The following is an 18,482-nucleotide window of genomic DNA, read 5'->3' on the forward strand; positions in this document are numbered from 1 at the left end:
AGATGAACATGCATGACAAACCCTTGACCGGCGGCCAGGCCCTGGTCCGATTGCTGGCCAACTATGGCGTCGACACCGTGTTCGGCATCCCCGGCGTGCACACGTTGGAGCTGTATCGCGGCCTGCCTGGCAGTGGCATCCGCCATGTGCTGACCCGCCATGAACAGGGCGCTGGCTTCATGGCCGACGGCTATGCGCGCATCAGTGGCAAGCCGGGTGTGTGCTTCGTCATCACCGGCCCCGGTGTGACCAATGCCGCCACCGCCATCGGCCAGGCCCATGCCGACTCGATTCCGTTGCTGGTGATTTCCAGCGTCAACCACAGCGCCAGCCTGGGCAAGGGCTGGGGTTGCCTGCACGAGACCCAGGACCAACGCGCGATGACCGCGCCGATCACCGCCTTCTCGGCGCTGGCCCTGAGCCCGGAAGACCTGCCTGAGCTGATCGCCCGCGCCTGGGCGGTGTTCGACAGCGAGCGACCGCGGCCGGTGCATATTTCGGTGCCGCTGGATGTGCTGTCGGCAGCGGTGGCGCGTGACTGGAGCGCCGAGGTGGTACGCCGTCCTGGTCGCAGCGTGCCGGATCGCACGGTGCTGGATCAGGCAGCGGCCAGGCTGGCGGCGGCCAAGCGCCCGATGATCATCGCTGGCGGTGGGGCATTGCAGGCGGGGGCTGAACTGGCCGCGCTGAGCGAGCGTCTGGCGGCACCGGTGTTCACCAGCGTGGCAGGCAAGGGGCTGCTGCCGCCTGAAGCGCCGCTCAGTGCCGGCGCGAGCCTGTGTGTGGAGCCTGGCTGGCAGATGATCGCCGAGGCTGACGTGGTGCTGGCGGTGGGGACCGAGATGGCCGACACCGATTTCTGGCGCGAGCGCCTGCCGATCAACGGCGAACTGATCCGCATCGACATCGACCCGCGCAAGTTCAACGATTTCTACCCTTGCGCGCTGGCGCTGCCGGGTGATGCGCGCCTCACCCTGGCCGGGGTGCTGGAGCATCTTCCCCAGGTTCGTCGCGACGCCACGGCGGTCATCCAGGCGGTTGCCGGCCTGCGCGAGGCGGTGAGGGCGGGGCATGGTCCATTGCAGCGGCTGCACCAAGGCATTCTCGATCGTGTGGGCCGGGCATTGCCGGACAATGCCTTCATCAGTACCGACATGACGCAGTTGGCCTATACCGGCAACTACGCCTTCCCCAGCAAGGCGCCGCGCAGTTGGCTGCATCCCACGGGGTACGGAACCCTGGGTTATGGTCTACCGGCGGGCATCGGCGGCATGTTCGCCGGTGGCGAGCGTCCGGGCCTGGTGCTGGTGGGTGACGGCGGCTTCCTGTACACCGCGCAGGAACTGGCCACGGCGGTCGAGGAGCTGGACCGGCCGCTGGTGGTATTGCTGTGGAACAACGATGCGCTCGGGCAGATCCGCGACGATATGCTGGGCCTGGATATCGAGCCCATCGGCGTGCTGCCGCGCAACCCCGACTTCATCGGCCTGGGCCGCGCCTTCGGTTGCGCCGTGGCGCAGCCCGGCAGCCTCGATGAACTGGAGCAGGAACTCAGGAACGGATTCGCGCGCAACGGCGTCACCCTGATCGAACTCAGGCATGCCTGCGCCCATTGATGGAGGCTTTTCATGCGTTTTTCCAAGCTGACCCAGCGCATCGCCGGTGACGGCGCTGCGGCCTGGGAGATTCATTACCGCGCCCTTGAGCTGCAGGCTCAGGGCCGCGACATCCTGCTGCTGTCGGTGGGCGATCCGGATTTCGATACCCCGGCGCCGATCGTCCAGGCCGCCATCGACAGCCTGCAGGACGGCCACACCCATTACTCCGATGTACGCGGCAAGCTCGCCCTGCGCCAGGCCATCGCCCGGCGCCACCAGCAGCGCAGCGGCCAAGCCGTCGATGCCGACCAGGTGACGGTGCTGGCCGGTGCCCAGTGCGCGTTGTTCTGCGTGGCCCAGTGCGTGCTCGACCCGGGTGACGAGGTGATCGTCGCCGAGCCGATGTACGTCACCTACGAGGCCGTGTTCGGCGCCTGTGGCGCCACGGTGGTGCCGGTGCCGGTCAAGCCCGAGCATGGCTTTCGCGTGCAGGCCGAGGATGTTGCCGCGCGCATCACCCCGCGTACCCGCGCGCTGGCGCTGAACAGCCCGCACAACCCCTCCGGTGCCAGCCTGCCGCGCAGCACCTGGGAGGCGCTGGCCGAACTGTGCGTGGCCCATGACCTGTGGCTGATCAGCGACGAGGTGTACAGCGAGCTGTTGTACGAAGGCGAGCACATCAGCCCTGGCAGCCTGCCAGGCATGGCCGACCGGACCGCGACCCTGAACAGCCTGTCCAAGTCCCACGCCATGACGGGCTGGCGGGTTGGCTGGGTGGTCGGCTCGCCAGCGCTGGCCAGCCATCTGGAGAACCTGGCGCTGTGCATGCTGTATGGCTCGCCGGACTTCATCCAGGATGCCGCCGTGGTGGCGCTGGAGCAGCGCCTGCCGGAGCTCGAAGCGATGCGCGAGGCCTATCGACAGCGGCGCGACCTGGTCTGCGAACGCTTGGCCGATTGCCCGGGGGTGAAGGCACTCAAGCCTGATGGCGGGATGTTCGTGATGGTCGATATCCGCCAGACCGGCCTCAGCGCCCAGGCGTTTTCCAGCCTGCTGTTGGAGGAACATGGCGTATCGGTACTGGCGGGGGAGGCGTTCGGGCCGAGTGCGGCGGGGCATATTCGCCTGGGGCTGGTGCTGGGGGCCGAGGCGTTGAGCGAGGCTTGCCGGCGGATTGCCCAGTGTGCTTCGCAGGTGCTGGAGGGCAGGGTAGTTACAGGTTGAGGCGGATCGCCTTTTTCGCGGGCTTGCCCGCGAAAAGGCCGGCCCTGCCAATCAACCTTCCACAGCCCCCTCAACCGGCCGATCGAACGCAACGAACAACTGGTCCGCCGTAATCGCCCCCAGGTCCAGGCGCATGTTCGCCTCCAGCATCGCGAACAGCCGGGTGAACACCTCGAACACCTTGCAATGATCCTCCATCCCCGAGAACGGGTTGTCGATCTTCTCGGCGATCAGCGAGCTCTCCTGCACTGCGTCGTACACCTCGCGCAGGGTGATCTCGCTGGCGGGACGGGCGAGGGTGAGGCCGCCCTGGGCGCCGCGCCAGGACTTGAGAATGTTGGCCTTGACCATCTGCGAAGCCAGGCTGCGCACCCGTGTGGGGTGCACCTTGACCCACTTGGCGATGGTCTCGGTGCGCAGTTTCTGCGGCGCGTTGGCGGCCACGAACGAGAGGATGTACGAGGCGGTGATCAGGCGGGTCGATTGGCTCATCGGTAAAAATCCCTGGTGAATCGCAAAGTCGGTGTCCCTGTGAAAATCCATCTTGGCAGGGGCATGCCAATGAGTCTAATGTATTTGTCACGATGACAATTACAAATATTCGGTCATCGATGCCTGCGATCCTTCTTTCAGCGGTTCAACAGGGGCAATGCCATGAGCGATAAGAACAACAAGATCACTCAAGCGATGCCCGGCGGCGGCCTGCCACGTCGGGAGTTCCTCAAGTACAGCGCGGCAGCGGCGACCTTCGCCGGCGCCTTCTCCCTGGGCCTGCCCCTGCCGGGCTGGGCCGAGGAGGTCACCCCCAAGGCTGGCGGCACCCTGCGCATGGGGCTGGCCGGGGGCAGCACCACTGACTCGCGTGACCCCGGCACCTGGGCCGACACCTTCACCTTCGTCGGCTTCTCGGCGGTCTACAACACCCTCAGCGAAATCAGCCTCGACGGCACCGCCATCCCGGAGCTGGCCGAGCGCTGGGAGTCCAGCCCGGATGCCAAGGTCTGGACCTTCTTCCTGCGCCAGGGCGTGACCTTCCACGATGGCAAGAGCCTCGATGCCGGCGATGTGGTCGCCTCGATCCAGCATCACCTGGGCGAGAAATCCACCTCGGCGGCCAAGACCGTCCTCGGCGATGTTGCCGTGGTGCGTGCCCAGGACGCCGCCACCGTGGTGTTCGAGCTGCACTCGGGCAACGCCGACTTCCCCTATGTGGTCGCCGACTACCACCTGGTGATCATGCCCGCCAAGGACGGCGCCGCCGACTGGCAGGCCGGCATCGGCACCGGCGGCTATCGCCTCAAGCACTTCGAGCCGGGCGTGCGTATGGACCTGGTGCGCAGCCCCGACTACTGGAAGCCGGGCAGGGCGCATTTCGCCACGGCCGAGTTGCTGTCGATCGCCGACGGCGCGGCGCGGGTCAATGCCCTGGTCACAGGCCAGGTGGATGTGATCAACAAGGTCGACCTCAAGACCGTGGCGCTGCTCAAGCGCAACCCGCAACTGGTGATCGAGGAAACCAGAGGCGCCCAGCACTACACCTTCCCCATGCTCTGCGACACCGCGCAGTTCCAGGACAACAACGTGCGCCTGGCGCTCAAGCACGCCATCGACCGCCAGGCCCTGCTGACCTCGGTGCTGTACGGATACGGCCAGATCGGCAACGACCACCCGATCCAGCCTGGCAGCCGCTTCATCAACACGGCCCTGGAGCAGCGGGTATACGACGCCGACAAGGCGCGCTTCTACCTCAAGCAGGCCGGCATGGACAGCCTCAAGGTGCGCCTGCAGGCCTCCGACGCTGCCTATACCGGTGCGGTCGACGCCTCGGTGCTGTTCAAGGAACAGGCGCGCAAGGCCGGTATCGACATCGACGTGGTACGCGAGCCGGCCGATGGTTTCTTCACCAACGTGTGGATGAAGCAGCCGTTCACCACCTCGTTCTGGTACTCGAGCCTGACCGCCGACCGCATGTTCAGCATCGGCTACGCCAAGGGCGCGGCGTGGAACGAGACGCACTGGGACAACCCGCGCTTCAACCAGTTGCTCAACGCTGCCCGTGGCGAGATGAACGCTCCGCTGCGCCAGGAGATGTACAACGAAATGCAGGCGCTGTGCCGCGACGATGGCGGCGCCATCGTGCCGCTGTTCGCAAGCTCCGTCGCGGCGCGCTCCCGGCGGGTGATGCACGGCGGTGTCACCGCTCCTTACGGCGAGCTGGACGGCCTGCGCCTGATCGAGCGCTGGTGGCAGGCCTGAATCCCCCTTTCGTCGCGAGGACCGTACGGTGAATAGTCTCTGCAAACTGCTCGCCCAGCGCCTGGCCCTGGGCCTGCTGTCGCTGCTGGCGGTGTCGGTGATCATCTTCCTGGCGGTGGGCATGCTCCCGGGCGACGTGGCCCAGGCCATGCTCGGTCAGGCCGCCACCCCGGAAACCGTGGCTGCGCTGCGCCTCCAGCTGGGCCTGGACCAGCCAGCGCTGACGCGCTTCTTCCACTGGGGCTGGCAACTGCTGCAAGGCGATCTCGGCGTGTCGCTGGCCAACCAGCGGCCGATCGCCGAGCTGATCGGCGCACGCCTGGGCAACACCTTCAGCCTGGCGCTGCTGGCGGCCCTGGTGTCGGTGCCACTGGCGCTGCTGCTGGGCATGCTGGCGGCGCTGTACCGCAACAGCTGGTTCGACCGGCTGCTCAACACCAGCGCCCTGAGTGCGGTGTCGTTCCCGGAGTTCTTCGTCGCCTACATCCTGATCCTGGTGTTTGCGGTGAAGCTGGGCTGGCTGCCAAGCATCTCCAACCTCTCCCCGGATGCCTCCCTGGGCGAGGTGCTGGAGCGCTCGCTGCTGCCGGTGCTGACCCTGAGCCTGGTGGTGGTGGCGCAGATGATGCGCATGACCCGCGCCTCGCTGATCAACCTGCTCGCCAGCCCCTACATCGAGATGGCCCGGCTCAAGGGTATCGGCCAGGCGCGGATCATCTTCCGCCATGCCTTGCCCAACGCCCTGGCGCCGATCGTCAACGTGGTGGCGCTGAACCTGGCGTACCTGGTGGTTGGCGTGGTGGTGGTCGAGGTGGTGTTCGTCTATCCGGGCCTGGGCCAGTTGCTGGTCGACTCGGTGGCCAAGCGCGACATCCCGGTGGTGCAGGCCTGCAGCCTGATCTTCGCCGCCACCTACATCCTGCTCAACACCAGTGCCGATGTGCTGTCGATCGCCAGCAACCCGCGCCTGATGCATCCGAAGGGGTAGCCCATGAGCCTGTACACGCAATTGCGCCGTGCGCCGCTGAGCGCCAAGTTCGGCCTGCTGGTGATCCTGCTGTATGTGCTGGTGGCGCTGTTCGCGCCGCTGGTGGCGCCGTTCGGCGAAACCGAAGTGGTCGGCGAGGGCTTCGCACCCTGGGGCGGTCAGTTCCTGCTCGGCACCGACAACCTGGGCCGCGACATGTTCAGCCGCCTGGTCTACGGCGCACGCAATACTCTTGGCATCGCCTTCCTGACCACCGTGCTGGCCTTCGCCCTGGGCGGCTTCTGCGGGCTGGTGGCGGCTATTCGCGGTGGCTGGATCGACCAGGGCATGTCGCGGGTGGTGGACATCCTCATGGCCATCCCGCAACTGATCTTCGCCTTGCTGATTCTCAGCGTGGTCGGCACCACCACCACCTCGCTGGTGCTGGTGATCGCGCTGCTCGATGCCACCCGGGTGTTCCGCCTGTCGCGGGCGGTGGCGATGAGCGTGGTGGTGCAGGACTTCGTCGAGGCGGCGCGGCTGCGCGGGGAAGGGTTGTGGTGGCTGGTCACCCGCGAGGTGCTGCCCAATGCCGCAGCGCCGCTGATCGCCGAGTTCGGCCTGCGCTTCTGCTTTGTCTTCCTGTTCATCAGTGCACTGTCGTTCCTCGGCCTGGGCATCCAGCCGCCCACCGCCGATTGGGGCAGCATGGTGCGCGACAACGCCGTGCTGATCACCTTCGGCGATGTCAGCCCGCTGCTGCCGGCGCTGGCGGTGGCGCTGATTACCGTCAGCGTGAATTTCGTCGTCGACTGGGTGCTGCACAAGTCCAGCGGCCTGAAGGAGTGCTGAGCATGAAACCGCTACTGCAAATCCGCGACCTGCATATCGAAGGTCACTCCGACGACGCCTGGCACCCGCTGGTCAAGGGCATCGACCTGACCCTGCAGCGCGGCGAGGTACTGGGCTTGATCGGTGAGTCGGGGGCGGGCAAGTCGACCCTTGGCCTCGCTGCGATGGGGTACGTGCGCGACGGCTGCCGCATCGCTCGTGGCTCGGTGTGCTTCGACGGCCAGGAACTGGTCGGCGCGGCCCCCGAAGTACTGCGCAAGCTGCGTGGCCTACGGGTGGCCTACGTGGCGCAGAGCGCTGCGGCGTCGTTCAACCCGGCGCATCGGTTGATCGACCAGCATGTGGAAACCGCCGTGATCAACGGCGGAATCGACCGTGCCACCGCCGAGGCCGAGGCGGTCGAACTGTACCGCGTGCTGCGCCTGCCGGACCCGGAGAACATCGGCCGGCGCTACCCGCACCAGGTGTCTGGTGGCCAACTGCAGCGGGTGATGACCGCCATGGCCATGGCCTGCCACCCGGACTTGATCGTGTTCGACGAGCCGACCACTGCGCTCGACGTGACCACCCAGATCGAGGTGATCGCCGCCATTCGCGATGCGGTCAAGCGCTTCGGCAGCGCAGCGTTGTACATCAGCCACGACCTGGCCCTGGTGGCGCAGATCGCCGACCGTATCATGGTGCTGCGCCACGGCAGCCTGGTCGAGGAGGCTGCCACCCGCACCATGCTCGGCGCCCCGAGCCAGGACTACACCCGTTCGCTGTGGGCGGTGCGCAGCTTCCATACCGAACCCAAGCCCAGCCAGGCGCAGGCCCGGCCACTGCTCGAGGTGCGCAATGCCTCGGCCAGCTACGGCGCCCAGCCGGTGCTGCACGATGTGTCGCTCAAGCTGCAGCGCGGCCAGACGCTGGCGGTGATTGGCGAGTCCGGCAGCGGCAAGAGCACCACTGCGCGGCTGATTACCGGGCTCCTGCAACCGAGCAGCGGCCAGGTGCTGTACGACGGTGAAGCCTTGCCGGCCGACTACCGGCGGCGCAGCAAGGAACAGTTGCGACGCATCCAGATGATCTACCAGATCCCCGACACCGCGCTCAATCCACGCCAGCGTATCGTCGACATCATCGGTCGCCCACTGGCGTTCTACCTGGGGCTCAAGGGCAGGGCGCTGCGTGAGCGAGTCGCCGAACTGCTGGAGATGATCGAGCTGGACCCTGCCAGGTTCATGGAGCGCCAGCCCCGCGAACTGTCCGGCGGGCAAAAGCAGCGGGTATGCATCGCCCGGGCCCTGGCCGCCGAGCCGCAACTGATCATCTGCGACGAGGTGACCTCGGCCCTCGATCAGCTGGTGGCCGAAGGCGTGCTCAAGCTGCTTGACCGCATCCAGCGCCAGCTGGGCGTGGCCTACCTGTTCATCACCCACGATGTGGCCACCGTGCGCGCCATCGCCGACGAGGTGATGGTGATGCAGCGGGGCAGGGTGGTGGACCAGGGGCGGCGCGAGTCGATCTTCACTCCGCCTTATCAGGATTACACCGGGCTGCTGTTCTCTTCCGAACCGCAGATGGACCCGGACTGGCTCGACCGCCTGCTGGCCGGTCGCGCCGCTGCCACTACCCAGCCAATTGCCGAAGGACAGCTTCCATGAACGTACTGATCGTCCACGCCCACCCTGAACCGCATTCCTTCACCGCCGCCCTGCGCGACCAGGCGGTGGAGACTTTCAAGGCCCAGGGACACCAGGTGCAGGTCAGCGACCTGTACGCCATGGGCTGGAATCCGGTGGCCAGCGCCGAGGATTTCAGCACCCGTGAGAACCCCGAGTATCTGGTCTATGCGCTGGAACAGCGCCTGGGCGTCAAGAGCGGCTCCATCGCCGCGGATATCCAGCAGGAACTGGACAAGCTGCTGTGGGCCGATCTGCTGGTACTGAACTTCCCGATCTTCTGGTTCTCCGCCCCGGCCATGCTCAAGGGCTGGATCGACCGGGTGCTGGTGTCGGGGGTGTGCTATGGCGGCAAGCGCTTCTACGACCAGGGTGGCCTGGCGGGCAAGAAGGCGCTGGTGACCGTGACCCTGGGCGGGCGTGAGCACATGTTCGGCGAGGGGGCGATCCACGGGCCGCTGGAAGACATGCTGCGGCCGATCCTGCGCGGCACCTTGGCCTATGTCGGTTTCGAGGTGCTGGCGCCGTTCGTGGCCTGGCACGTGCCCTATATCAGCGACGAGGCGCGGGGTGAGTTCCTGGTGCAGTATCGTCAGCGTCTGGAACAGCTTTCGGATGACCAGCCACTGGTGTTCCCGCGTCTGGAGCAGTTCGACGAGGCGCTGTATCCGTTGCGGTGATGGGGGAACCCGCGTCCACAGGAGGCGGGCAGCCTGGCATCAGCCGTGCGGTACCGCGCCCTTGCCCGCGCTCCCGGCGTACTGCTCCTTCAGGTGCCCTTGGTCATCCAGCAACCAGGCATCCATGATCTCGCGCACCACAGGTCCGGCCACCCGGCCGCCAGCCTCGCCGTTCTCGATCATCACCGCCACCACGATGGAGGGATGCTCGGCGGGGGCGAAACCCACGAACAGGGCGTTGTCGCGGTGCCGCTCCAGGGTCTTGTCGCGGTTGTAGCGCTCGCCCTGGCGTATCGCCACCACTTGCGCGGTGCCGCTCTTGCCGGCAATCCGGTACTGCGCGCCAGCGGCGGCCGCACGGGCGATGCCACGCGGGTCGTGCATGACCATCTGCATGCCCTGGCTGACCTGGTCCCAGGCGCGTTTGTCATGCAGCACGATGTCGGGCATCGGGTTCGGGTCGACCGGGTGCTCGCCACCCACGGTCATGGCCAGGTGCGGACGGTGCCACACCCCCTTGCTGGCCAGCAGGCTGGTGGCCTGCGCCAGTTGCAGCGGGGTGACCTGCATGTAGCCTTGGCCGATGCCGAGGATCAAGGTTTCGCCGGGGAACCAGGCCTGGCGGCGGGTGGCGCGTTTCCATTGTGCAGACGGCATCAGGCCGGGCGCTTCCTCGAACATGTCCAGCGAGACCTTCTGGCCCAGGCCGAACTCGGCCATGTAGTCGTGCAGGCGGTCGATGCCCAGCTTGTGCGCCAGGTCGTAGAAGTAGGTGTCGTTGGAACGCATGATGGCGGTGTACATGTCCACCCAGCCATCGCCGCTGCGGTTCCAGTTGCGGTACTTGTGGTCGTAGTTGGGTAGCTCGTAGTAGCCGGGGTCGAACACGCGGCTACCTGGGTTGATCACGCCGCTGTCCAGGCCGGCGATGGCCACTTCCGGCTTGACCGTCGAGCCTGGCGCATACAGCCCGCGCAGCACGCGGTTGAACAGCGGACGGTCGATCGAGTCGCGCAGCGCGGCGTATTGCTTGAAGCTGATGCCCTTGACGAACAGGTTGGGGTCGAAGCTGGGGTTGCTGACCATCGCCAGCACGTCGCCCGTGGCTGGATCCAGCGCCACCACCGCGCCGCGGCGATCGCCCAGGGCCTTTTCGGCGGCCTGCTGCAGTTTGGCGTCCAGGCTCAGGACGATATCCTTGCCCGGCACCGGATCGTGATGGCGCAGCACGCGCATGACCCGCCCCTGGGCATTGGTCTCGACTTCCTCATACCCCACATGGCCGTGCAGTTCGTTTTCGTAGAAGCGCTCGACGCCTGTCTTGCCGATCGACTGGGTGCCGCGGTACTCGGTGCTGTCGAGGGTCTTGGCTTCCTTTTCGTTGATCCGTCCGACGTAGCCGACCGAATGGGCGAAGTGTTCGGCCAGCGGGTATTCGCGAATGAACTGCGGCTCGACGTCCAGGCCGGGCAGGCGGAACTGATTGACCGCGATCAGCGCGATCTGCTCTTCGCTCAGGCCGAACATCAGGGTGACTGGTTCGAACGGCTTGCGGCCACGGCGCAGGTCTTTGTCGAACTGGGCGCGGTCGTCGTCGGAGAGGTTCAGGATCTTGGCCAGGGCATCGAGCACGGCGGGGGTCTGGCCGTTGGTGCGCTCGCGGGTCATGGTGAGGTTGAAGCTGGGCTTGTTGTCGGCCAGCACCACGCCGTTACGGTCGTAGATCAACCCGCGTTCGGGGGCGATGGGCAGCACGTGCACGCGGTTGTTCTCCGAGACCGCCGATTGCTGGTCGTGCTGCAGCACCTGCAAGACGTACAGCCTGCCGATCAGCACGGCAACCAGGCCCAGGGTCAGCGCGGCGCAGACCAGCAGCCGGCGGTTGACCAGCTGCTTTTCCTTTTCGTGGTCCTTGAGGGGAATCGGCTGTGGCATGGGGGCTCGGTGAAGTGATGACGAGTGAAGGCGAGGGCTGGCCCGCAGTGGGCCGTCTGCGGCCCCAAGGGCCGGGGATGCTACGCAAGCTCGGCGGTCGGCTCAAGGTCGGTCATGGCCAGCGAGCAGCGTGACGTGCCGCTCACCCCGGTAGCAGCGCGCTGGCGTGGAAAATGAAAATTCCTTCATCTGACCGCTGGCGCCTGGTCGCCGGCTGCGCACCGCTGTCGATGTCAATTTCCGCCACCTGGCGTCATGAACTGGCACAATCCCTTGTTTGGCTTATTCGGAGACTTCCATGCTGCGCATATTCGAGCGTTGGCTAGACCCCTTCCCACCCGACGAAGCCCCACCACCGCCCATGGGCCTGGCACGGTTCATGTGGGCCTGCACGCGCGGCGCCCGGGGCTATATCGTGGCGCTGGCGCTGCTCAGCGCGGCAGTGTCGATCTACGAGGCCTGGCTGTTCGCCTTCCTCGGCCAGGTGGTGGACCTGCTTTCGACCTGGAAAGTGGGCGATGCGGTGACCGCCGAGGAAGCGAGGGTGCTGTGGGGCGCGGGGGCCGTGCTGCTGGTCAGTATCGCCCTGGTGGCGGGGCGCACGCTGGTGCAGCATCAGGTGCTAGCGATCAACCTGCCGCTGCGCCTGCGTTGGGATTTCCATCGCCTGATGCTGCGCCAGAGCTTGTCGTTCTTCTCCGACGAGTTCTCTGGCCGGGTCACCACCAAGGTGATGCAGACGGCGCTGGCGGTGCGTGAGGTGCTGTTCACCCTGATCGAGATCCTGCCGGGTATCGGCGTGTACTTCGTGGCGATCATTGCCCTGGCTGGCGGCTTCGCGCTCAAGCTGATGTTGCCGTTCATTGCCTGGGTGGTGCTGTTCGGCCTGACCATGGTGTATTTCGTCCCGCGCCTGGGAAAGGTCGGCCAGGAACAGGCCCATGCCCGCTCGTCGATGACAGGGCGGGTTTCGGATGCCTACACCAACATCACCACGGTGAAACTGTTTTCCCACTCCCGGCGCGAGGCACACTTCGCCCGTGCGGCGATGGAAGATTTCAAGCAGACCGGCTTTCGCCAGATGCGCCTGGTCAGCCTGTTCGAGATCGCCAACCAGGCGCTGGTGGTCGGCCTGATCATGGGCGCGGGAGGTTACGCCTTGTGGCTGTGGCACCAGGGCGAAGTGGGCGCCGGCGCAGTGGCGGCGATCACTGCCATGGCACTGCGCGTCAATGGCATGTCGCACTGGATCATGTGGCAGATGACCTCGCTGTTCGAGAACATCGGCACCGTGCAGGACGGCATGGTGACCCTGACCACCGGCCCCAAGGTCCAGGATGTGCCGAACGCGGGAGAGCTGGTGACCCACGGCGGGGCGGTGAGCTTCGATAATGTGCGGTTCAACTATAACGGCGAGCGCCAGGTGCTCGATGGCCTGAGCCTTGAGATCCGCCCCGGCGAGAAGATCGGCCTGGTCGGCCGCTCCGGTGCGGGCAAGTCGACGCTGATCAACCTGCTGCTGCGTTTCTATGACGTGGACAGCGGCGAGATCCGCATCGATGGGCAGAACATTGCCCAGGTCACCCAGGACAGCCTGCGTAGCGCGATCGGCATGGTCACCCAGGACACCTCCCTGTTGCACCGTTCGATTCGCGACAACATCGCCTACGGTCGCCCCGAGGCGAGCGAGGCGCAGATCCGTCGTGCTGCCGCCAGTGCCCAGGCCGATGGCTTCATCAGCCAGTTGAGCGACCGCCAAGGGCACACCGGCTACGACACCTTGGTCGGCGAGCGTGGCATCAAGCTGTCCGGTGGCCAGCGCCAGCGCATCGCGATTGCGCGGGTGATGCTCAAGAATGCCCCGATCCTGCTGCTCGACGAGGCCACCAGTGCGTTGGACTCGGAGGTCGAGGTCGCCATCCAGGAAAGCCTCGATGACATGATGCAGGGCAAGACGGTGATCGCCATCGCTCACCGGCTGTCCACCATCGCGGCCATGGACAGGCTCATCGTGATGGATGAAGGGCGCATCATCGAGCAGGGCACCCACGCTGAACTGCTGGCCAGAAACGGCACCTATGCGCGGTTGTGGCAGCATCAGAGCGGTGGGTTCCTGGGCGAGGATCAGGGCGTGGTGGAGTCCACCGAATAGGCGTCCTGCGACCGTTCGTCGCCAGGAACGCCTCGCCTGCATCCACAACGGCTGCTGGCGGGTACAGGAAGACAACAGTCATCGACTGTCCAACCGAGTGCCCACCAGGAGTCCATCCCATGAAAATCCCGTTTGCCTCGATCCTGCTCGTATCGAGCTTCACGCTCGCGCAACAGGCTGCCCATGCTGCGGTGCCCGATGCCATCAAGGTGCCCGCAGGGCACACGGTCATGCTCGAAACCGTCGGCGTCGGTGAAATCACCTACGAGTGCCGGGACAAAAGCAATGCGCCGGGCGAGACCGAGTGGTTCTTCGTCGGTCCCAAGGCGACCCTCAGCGACCGCAGTGGCAAGGCTGTCGGCGACTACTTTGGCCCGCCCGCCACCTGGCAGGCCAAGGACGGCTCGAAAGTCACCGGCACCCAGCTTGCCGTAGCCCCTGCGGGCAAAGGCGATCTGCCGTATCAACTGGTCAAGGCGAATCCGGCCGAGGGTAAAGGGGCAATGCACGGGGTCAGCTACATCCAGCGCCTCGCCACCCAGGGCGGTGTGGCGCCGGCAATGGCCTGTACAGCGCAGAACAAGGGGGCGCAGCAGATCGTCAAGTACCAGGCCGACTACATCTTCTGGTCTGCAAAATGACGCGTGGTTGAACCCACGCTTGGCAATGGATCATCTACGCTGCTCTACGAGCCCCGGCCGCAAGGCCGGGTGTCAGCGCCGACACAGGACCGTGCCGAGAGTGAATTCATCCGTTACGCCTTTCGATTTCCAGGGTTGCCTTGCCGCTTGCGCGCGGGGTGACCGCAGCGCCTTGCAGGCGCTCTACGACCATGAAGGTTCGCGTTTGCTCGGGGTGGTGCGGCGCATCGTGCGCGATGATGCCATGGCCGAGGATATCGTCCACGACGCGTTCATTCGCATCTGGACGCGGGCGACCAGCTTCGATGCGACGCGAGGTTCGGCCCGGGGCTGGATCTACAGCATCAACCGCCACCTGGCCTTGAATGCCGTGCGCGACAGCCGACCGGAGACGGCGTTGGACGACGCGGACATCGCGACCTTGGTTGGGGAATTCGACGAGGGCGCCATCTGGTCAGGCTCCGCGAAGATCTATCGCTGCCTTGAGCAACTGCAGCCTGCACCGCAGCGGTGTGTCCTGCATGCCTATGTAGACGGCTGCAGCCACGCGGAAATCGCCAGCCTGATGGGGGCGCCGCTGGGGACGGTCAAGGCGTGGATCAAGCGAAGCCTCGAGGCGCTGCGGGAGTGCATGACATGACGCCGGGTTCAACCGATGACCCTAAGCAACTGCTCGACGTGCTGGCGGGGGAGTATGTGTTGGGGACGTTGTCTGCCGAACAGCGCGCTGCGGTGCTTGCGCGACTGGACCGCGAGCCGGACTTGCGGGCGGCTGTCGACCGTTGGGAAGCGCGCCTGCTCGAGTTGACCACGCTGGCCGAGCCGCAAAAGCCAAGCACGCGTCTGTGGCGACGGATCGACCGCAGTATTTCGGAGCAGGCCCGCCAGGTGCGTCCGACAAACCGATGGTGGAGTCGTCTGGCCCTATGGCAAGGCGTGAGCGTCGCCGGTCTGGCGGCGACGGTGCTGCTGAGCCTGGCCCTGCTGACCACCCGTCCTGCGACGACCCATTACCTGGTGGTGCTGGTAGCGCCGACCGATCAGGTGCCCGGCTGGGTCGTGCAGGCCAGCGATGCGCAGACCATCGCGTTGGTCCCGCTGGGTCGGGATCAGGTGCCCGAAGGGATGACCCTGCAATTCTGGACCAAGGGTGAGCAATGGCAGGCGCCAGTCTCCCTGGGCTTGGTCAAGCCTGGCGAGCAGTATCGCGTTCCGCTGCGCGACCTGCCGCCTCTTGAACCCAATCAGTTGTTCGAACTGACGCTGGAGAAGGCGGGCGGCTCACCCACGGGCCGGCCGACTGGCCCTGTGAAGTTCATCGGGCGTTCGGTGAAGGTCATTTGATTTTCAGTTGCTGGTGACTGCCGCTGGGTACTAGTCACATTTAGTTACTACGAAATGGCATCAAATTGCCTTGTCGGCCCGATTCATGGGGGCTGAGCAGGTGGTTTGCCACCCAATGGTCACAAAGTTGTAATACAGCTGCTGCAAAGTGTTCCGGCCATCACACGGAGCGCTTTTCCATGATACGCCTGATGAAGTCTGCTGCACTCGCCGTTGCCGTCTCGCTTAGCGCCACTTCGGCCTTCGCCGCAGAAAACGTCCGCCTGACCGGTTCCGGCGCGAGCTTCCCTGCACCGATCTACCTGACCTGGTTCAAGGATTTCAGCAAGAAGACCGATGGGGTCACCGTCGATTACCAGTCCAAGGGGAGTGGTGCCGGTGTCCAGGACTTCCTGAACAAGACCGTCGACTTCGCCGCCAGCGACTCGGCCATGAAAGACGAAGAAATTGCCAAGGTCGGCGAGGGCGTTCAACTGCTGCCGATGACTGCGGGCGAGATCGTCCTGGCCTACAACCTGCCAGGCAACCCCAAGGGCCTGAAGCTGCCGCGCGACGTCTACTCCGACATCTTCCTGGGCAAGATCACCCAGTGGAACGATCCGAAGATCGCCGCTGCCAACCCTGAGCTGAAGCTGCCTGCCACCCCGATCACCGTGGTCGTGCGTGCAGATTCCAGCGGTACCACCGCCGTCTTCACCAAGCACCTGTCGGCTATCAACCCTGGCTTCAAGGAAGCGCTGGGCGAGGGCAACACCGTGAACTGGCCGGCGACCGACAAGTTCATCAAGTCGCCGAAGAACGACGGCGTGACCGCCACCGTACGCCAGACTCCGGGCGCCATCGGCTACATCGAATACGGCTTCGCCAAGCTGGCCAAGGTCGACTTCGCTGCCCTGCAGAACAAGGCCGGCCAGTATGTCGTACCGAACGCCGAAAGCGGTGCCGAAGCACTGGCAGCAGTGAAGATGCCGGAAAACCTGGTGGCCTGGCTGCCTGACCCGGACGGTGCCAAGTCCTACCCGATCACCTCGTACACCTGGATGATCTTCCGCAAGGACAACGGTAACCCCGCCAAGGCCAAGGCCATGCGCGACATGATCGAGTACAGCCTGACCGAAGGTCAGAAGATCGCCGACTCGATGGGCTACATCCCGCTGCCGCAGTCGGTTGTCGACCAGGTGCGCAAAGCGGCCCAGAACATCCAGTAAGACTGCCAGGTTGCGCCCGGCCTGCCTTGCAGGCATGCCGGGCGCCTCTGCCCCTGTCCCGGAAATAATCCATGAACACACCTTTTGCCATTCCGGATAACCCCGACTCTGCATGCCAGCCGCCGTCAACCAAGGATTTCCTGGTCGACCGTACGTTCCGTGTACTTGCACGTATCGGCGTGGTGCTGGTGCTGGCACTGGTCTTTGCGCTGGTCTACGAAGTAGGGCGCAAGGCGCTGCCGGGTATGGAAAAGCACGGATTCGATGTGCTCTTCGGCAGCGTGTGGGACGTTAACCAAGGCAAATACGGCATTCTGCCGGCGATCTGGGGCACGCTCTACAGCGCCCTGATTGCATTGCTGATCGCCGGTTTCTTCGGTATCAGCATGGCGATTTTCCTCACCCAGGATTTCCTGCCCGCAAAACTCGCTGCGGTGTTTCGCACCATCGTCGAGCTGCTCGCCGCCATCCCCAGCGTCGTCTACGGCCTGTGGGGCATCTATGTGGTGATCCCGGCGATCCGTCCGCTGACCGCATGGTTGAACAGCGAACTGGGCTGGATTCCGTTCTTCGGTTCCTCCTTGAGTGGGCCCGGGTTGCTGCCAGCAGCACTGGTGCTCGCCATCATGATTCTGCCCACCGTGGCCGCCGTGTCCCAGGATGCGCTGACCAGCGTGCCGATGAAGACCAAGCAGGCAGCCTACGGCATGGGCACCACCCACTGGGAAGCCATCCTCAAGGTGATGGTGCCGTCTGCCGCCACTGGCATCTTCGGCTCCCTGGTGCTCGGCCTGGGCCGTGCCCTTGGCGAGACCATGGCGCTGGCCATGCTGGTGGGCAACGCCAACACCATCACGCTTTCCCTGTTCGCCCCGGCCAACACGCTGGCGGCCTTGCTGGCCCTGAACTTCCCTGAAGCCGGGCCGAACGAGGTCGAGGTGCTGATGTACGCGGCGCTGGTACTGATGTTCATCACCCTGCTGGTGAACGTCATCGGATCGCTGATCATGCTCTACGCCCAGCGGGGTAATAAATAATGACCGACCTCACGACCCCTGCAACTGCATTGCCCAGCCTGCAGCGCCGGTTCGAGGGCCGCGCCCTGCGCAGCCTGACCCTGACCACGATGGTCTGGTGCGTGGCCCTGCTGGCCAGCGTGCCGCTGATTTCCGTGCTCTACATGCTGATCACCCGCGGCGGTGCACGCCTGAGCCTGGAGGTGTTCACCGAGCTGCCGCCCACCGGCTTCGAGATGGGCGGTGGTTTCGGCAACGCCATGGCCGGTACCTTCGTCATGGTCGGTATCGCCGCTGCCATCGCGGTGCCGGTCGGCATCCTGGCGGCGATCTTCCTCGCCGAGCTCGGTCCGGACAGCAAGCTTGCCAATGCGTCGCGCTTTGCCGCCAAGATGCTGACCGGCCTGCCGTCGATCCTGGCTGGCGTGTTCGCCTATGCCCTGGTGGTCATGACCACCGGCACGTATTCCGCACCGGCCGGTGGTGTGGCGCTGGCGGTACTGATGCTGCCGATCGTCGTGCTGACCGCCGAAGAGGCGATGAAGATGGTGCCCAAGATCATGAAGGACGCCGCCTACGGCATGGGCTGTACCCGCGCCCAGGTGATCTGGAAGATCATCCTGCCGACCGGCATGCCGGCCATCCTTACGGGCGTCATGCTCGCCGTGGCCCGCGCCGCAGGCGAAACCGCGCCGCTGCTGTTCACCGCATTGTTCAGCAACTACTGGATCTACCACGATGGCAGCCTGGCGGTGATGAACCCCACGGCCTCGCTGGCGGTACTGATCTACAACTTCTCCGGCATGCCTTTCGACAACCAGCTGGAGCTCGCCTGGGCGGCCTCGCTGGTACTGGTGATGATCGTGCTGGTCGTGAATATTCTCAGCCGTGTTTTCGGCAAGCCTAAGTATTGAGAACGGGAGCATCCAACTTGAACGTATCGAC

16 protein-coding genes are annotated in these 18,482 nt (G+C 65.3%); 14 read left to right on the forward strand and 2 right to left on the reverse strand.

The window, feature by feature from the left end:
- Positions 1-8 precede the first annotated feature (8 nt).
- Positions 9-1,616, forward strand: coding sequence for a 5-guanidino-2-oxopentanoate decarboxylase (locus tag ACMGGG_RS09275; protein WP_414155331.1), 1,608 nt, complete (start codon positions 9-11; stop codon positions 1,614-1,616).
- 12 nt (positions 1,617-1,628) lie between these two features.
- On the forward strand, positions 1,629-2,822 hold the full coding sequence (locus ACMGGG_RS09280; protein WP_063544550.1) for a pyridoxal phosphate-dependent aminotransferase: 1,194 nt from the start codon (positions 1,629-1,631) through the stop codon (positions 2,820-2,822).
- A 51-nt stretch (positions 2,823-2,873) separates the two neighbouring features.
- Here ACMGGG_RS09280 and ACMGGG_RS09285 read toward each other — a convergent pair whose 3' ends face one another.
- Positions 2,874-3,314, reverse strand: coding sequence for an RrF2 family transcriptional regulator (locus ACMGGG_RS09285; protein ID WP_063544552.1), 441 nt, complete (start codon positions 3,312-3,314; stop codon positions 2,874-2,876).
- 162 nt (positions 3,315-3,476) lie between these two features.
- On the opposite strand from ACMGGG_RS09285, the gene ACMGGG_RS09290 reads away from it, so the two are divergent.
- Genes ACMGGG_RS09290 through ACMGGG_RS09310 form a run of 5 tightly spaced genes read left to right on the forward strand, consistent with a single transcriptional unit; the run spans position 3,477 to position 9,241 of the window.
- The gene (locus tag ACMGGG_RS09290; protein WP_414155332.1) at positions 3,477-5,078 is read left to right on the forward strand and encodes an ABC transporter substrate-binding protein; all 1,602 of its coding nucleotides are present in this window, start codon (positions 3,477-3,479) and stop codon (positions 5,076-5,078) included.
- 28 nt (positions 5,079-5,106) lie between these two features.
- Positions 5,107-6,066 carry an ABC transporter permease gene (locus tag ACMGGG_RS09295; RefSeq protein WP_414155333.1) on the forward strand — a complete coding sequence of 320 codons (960 nt, stop codon included), beginning with the start codon at positions 5,107-5,109 and terminating at the stop codon, positions 6,064-6,066.
- A 3-nt stretch (positions 6,067-6,069) separates the two neighbouring features.
- Positions 6,070-6,897 (forward strand): ABC transporter permease, encoded by an 828-nt coding sequence (locus ACMGGG_RS09300; protein ID WP_054894145.1) that lies wholly within the window; start codon positions 6,070-6,072, stop codon positions 6,895-6,897.
- Positions 6,898-6,899: 2 nt separating this feature from the next.
- Positions 6,900-8,543: an ABC transporter ATP-binding protein gene (locus ACMGGG_RS09305; protein ID WP_372821030.1), complete on the forward strand. Its 1,644-nt coding sequence runs from the start codon at positions 6,900-6,902 to the stop codon at positions 8,541-8,543.
- Positions 8,540-9,241: an NAD(P)H-dependent oxidoreductase gene (locus ACMGGG_RS09310; RefSeq protein ID WP_063544558.1), complete on the forward strand. Its 702-nt coding sequence runs from the start codon at positions 8,540-8,542 to the stop codon at positions 9,239-9,241. The genes ACMGGG_RS09305 and ACMGGG_RS09310 overlap by 4 nt, the downstream gene beginning before the upstream one ends.
- A 39-nt stretch (positions 9,242-9,280) precedes the next feature.
- Here ACMGGG_RS09310 and mrdA read toward each other — a convergent pair whose 3' ends face one another.
- Positions 9,281-11,176, reverse strand: coding sequence for a penicillin-binding protein 2 (gene mrdA, locus ACMGGG_RS09315; RefSeq protein ID WP_414155863.1), 1,896 nt, complete (start codon positions 11,174-11,176; stop codon positions 9,281-9,283).
- Positions 11,177-11,474: 298 nt separating this feature from the next.
- Here mrdA and ACMGGG_RS09320 point away from each other — a divergent pair, with 298 nt between their 5' ends.
- The 7 genes from ACMGGG_RS09320 to pstA all read left to right on the forward strand — a co-directional run bounded on the left by ACMGGG_RS09320 (position 11,475) and on the right by pstA (position 18,451).
- Positions 11,475-13,328, forward strand: a complete 1,854-nt coding sequence (locus ACMGGG_RS09320) for an ABC transporter ATP-binding protein (RefSeq protein ID WP_151924480.1) — start codon at positions 11,475-11,477, stop codon at positions 13,326-13,328.
- Between the two features lie 119 nt (positions 13,329-13,447).
- Positions 13,448-13,969 carry a DUF3455 domain-containing protein gene (locus tag ACMGGG_RS09325; protein ID WP_414155335.1) on the forward strand — a complete coding sequence of 174 codons (522 nt, stop codon included), beginning with the start codon at positions 13,448-13,450 and terminating at the stop codon, positions 13,967-13,969.
- 100 nt (positions 13,970-14,069) lie between these two features.
- Positions 14,070-14,609: a sigma-70 family RNA polymerase sigma factor gene (locus ACMGGG_RS09330; protein ID WP_063544564.1), complete on the forward strand. Its 540-nt coding sequence runs from the start codon at positions 14,070-14,072 to the stop codon at positions 14,607-14,609.
- The gene (locus ACMGGG_RS09335) at positions 14,606-15,313 is read left to right on the forward strand and encodes an anti-sigma factor domain-containing protein (RefSeq protein WP_063544566.1); all 708 of its coding nucleotides are present in this window, start codon (positions 14,606-14,608) and stop codon (positions 15,311-15,313) included. Before ACMGGG_RS09330 ends, ACMGGG_RS09335 begins: the two co-directional genes overlap by 4 nt.
- Positions 15,314-15,492: 179 nt before the next feature.
- Complete coding sequence (gene pstS / locus ACMGGG_RS09340) at positions 15,493-16,521, forward strand: phosphate ABC transporter substrate-binding protein PstS (RefSeq protein WP_054894153.1); 1,029 nt, start codon at positions 15,493-15,495, stop codon at positions 16,519-16,521.
- A gap of 71 nt (positions 16,522-16,592) precedes the next feature.
- Positions 16,593-17,558 (forward strand): phosphate ABC transporter permease subunit PstC, encoded by a 966-nt coding sequence (pstC, locus tag ACMGGG_RS09345; RefSeq protein ID WP_414155336.1) that lies wholly within the window; start codon positions 16,593-16,595, stop codon positions 17,556-17,558.
- Positions 17,558-18,451 carry a phosphate ABC transporter permease PstA gene (gene pstA, locus ACMGGG_RS09350; protein ID WP_054894155.1) on the forward strand — a complete coding sequence of 298 codons (894 nt, stop codon included), beginning with the start codon at positions 17,558-17,560 and terminating at the stop codon, positions 18,449-18,451. Before pstC ends, pstA begins: the two co-directional genes overlap by 1 nt.
- Positions 18,452-18,482 lie beyond the last annotated feature (31 nt).

It is taken from the genome of Pseudomonas sp. BNK-44-b, assembly GCF_047456245.1.
In the GTDB taxonomy this organism is placed as follows: domain Bacteria; phylum Pseudomonadota; class Gammaproteobacteria; order Pseudomonadales; family Pseudomonadaceae; genus Aquipseudomonas; species Aquipseudomonas machongensis.

Coding starts and splice junctions, on each gene's coding strand:
- ACMGGG_RS09275 (WP_414155331.1), top strand. CDS start 9: ATGCATGACAAACCCTTGACCGGCGGCCAGGCCCTGGTCCGATTGCTG.
- ACMGGG_RS09320 (WP_151924480.1), top strand. CDS start 11,475: ATGCTGCGCATATTCGAGCGTTGGCTAGACCCCTTCCCACCCGACGAA.
- pstS (WP_054894153.1), top strand. CDS start 15,493: ATGATACGCCTGATGAAGTCTGCTGCACTCGCCGTTGCCGTCTCGCTT.
- pstC (WP_414155336.1), top strand. CDS start 16,593: ATGAACACACCTTTTGCCATTCCGGATAACCCCGACTCTGCATGCCAG.
- mrdA (WP_414155863.1), bottom strand. CDS start 11,176: ATGCCACAGCCGATTCCCCTCAAGGACCACGAAAAGGAAAAGCAGCTG.
- ACMGGG_RS09325 (WP_414155335.1), top strand. CDS start 13,448: ATGAAAATCCCGTTTGCCTCGATCCTGCTCGTATCGAGCTTCACGCTC.
- ACMGGG_RS09290 (WP_414155332.1), top strand. CDS start 3,477: ATGAGCGATAAGAACAACAAGATCACTCAAGCGATGCCCGGCGGCGGC.
- ACMGGG_RS09305 (WP_372821030.1), top strand. CDS start 6,900: ATGAAACCGCTACTGCAAATCCGCGACCTGCATATCGAAGGTCACTCC.
- ACMGGG_RS09280 (WP_063544550.1), top strand. CDS start 1,629: ATGCGTTTTTCCAAGCTGACCCAGCGCATCGCCGGTGACGGCGCTGCG.
- ACMGGG_RS09335 (WP_063544566.1), top strand. CDS start 14,606: ATGACGCCGGGTTCAACCGATGACCCTAAGCAACTGCTCGACGTGCTG.
- pstA (WP_054894155.1), top strand. CDS start 17,558: ATGACCGACCTCACGACCCCTGCAACTGCATTGCCCAGCCTGCAGCGC.
- ACMGGG_RS09285 (WP_063544552.1), bottom strand. CDS start 3,314: ATGAGCCAATCGACCCGCCTGATCACCGCCTCGTACATCCTCTCGTTC.
- ACMGGG_RS09310 (WP_063544558.1), top strand. CDS start 8,540: ATGAACGTACTGATCGTCCACGCCCACCCTGAACCGCATTCCTTCACC.
- ACMGGG_RS09300 (WP_054894145.1), top strand. CDS start 6,070: ATGAGCCTGTACACGCAATTGCGCCGTGCGCCGCTGAGCGCCAAGTTC.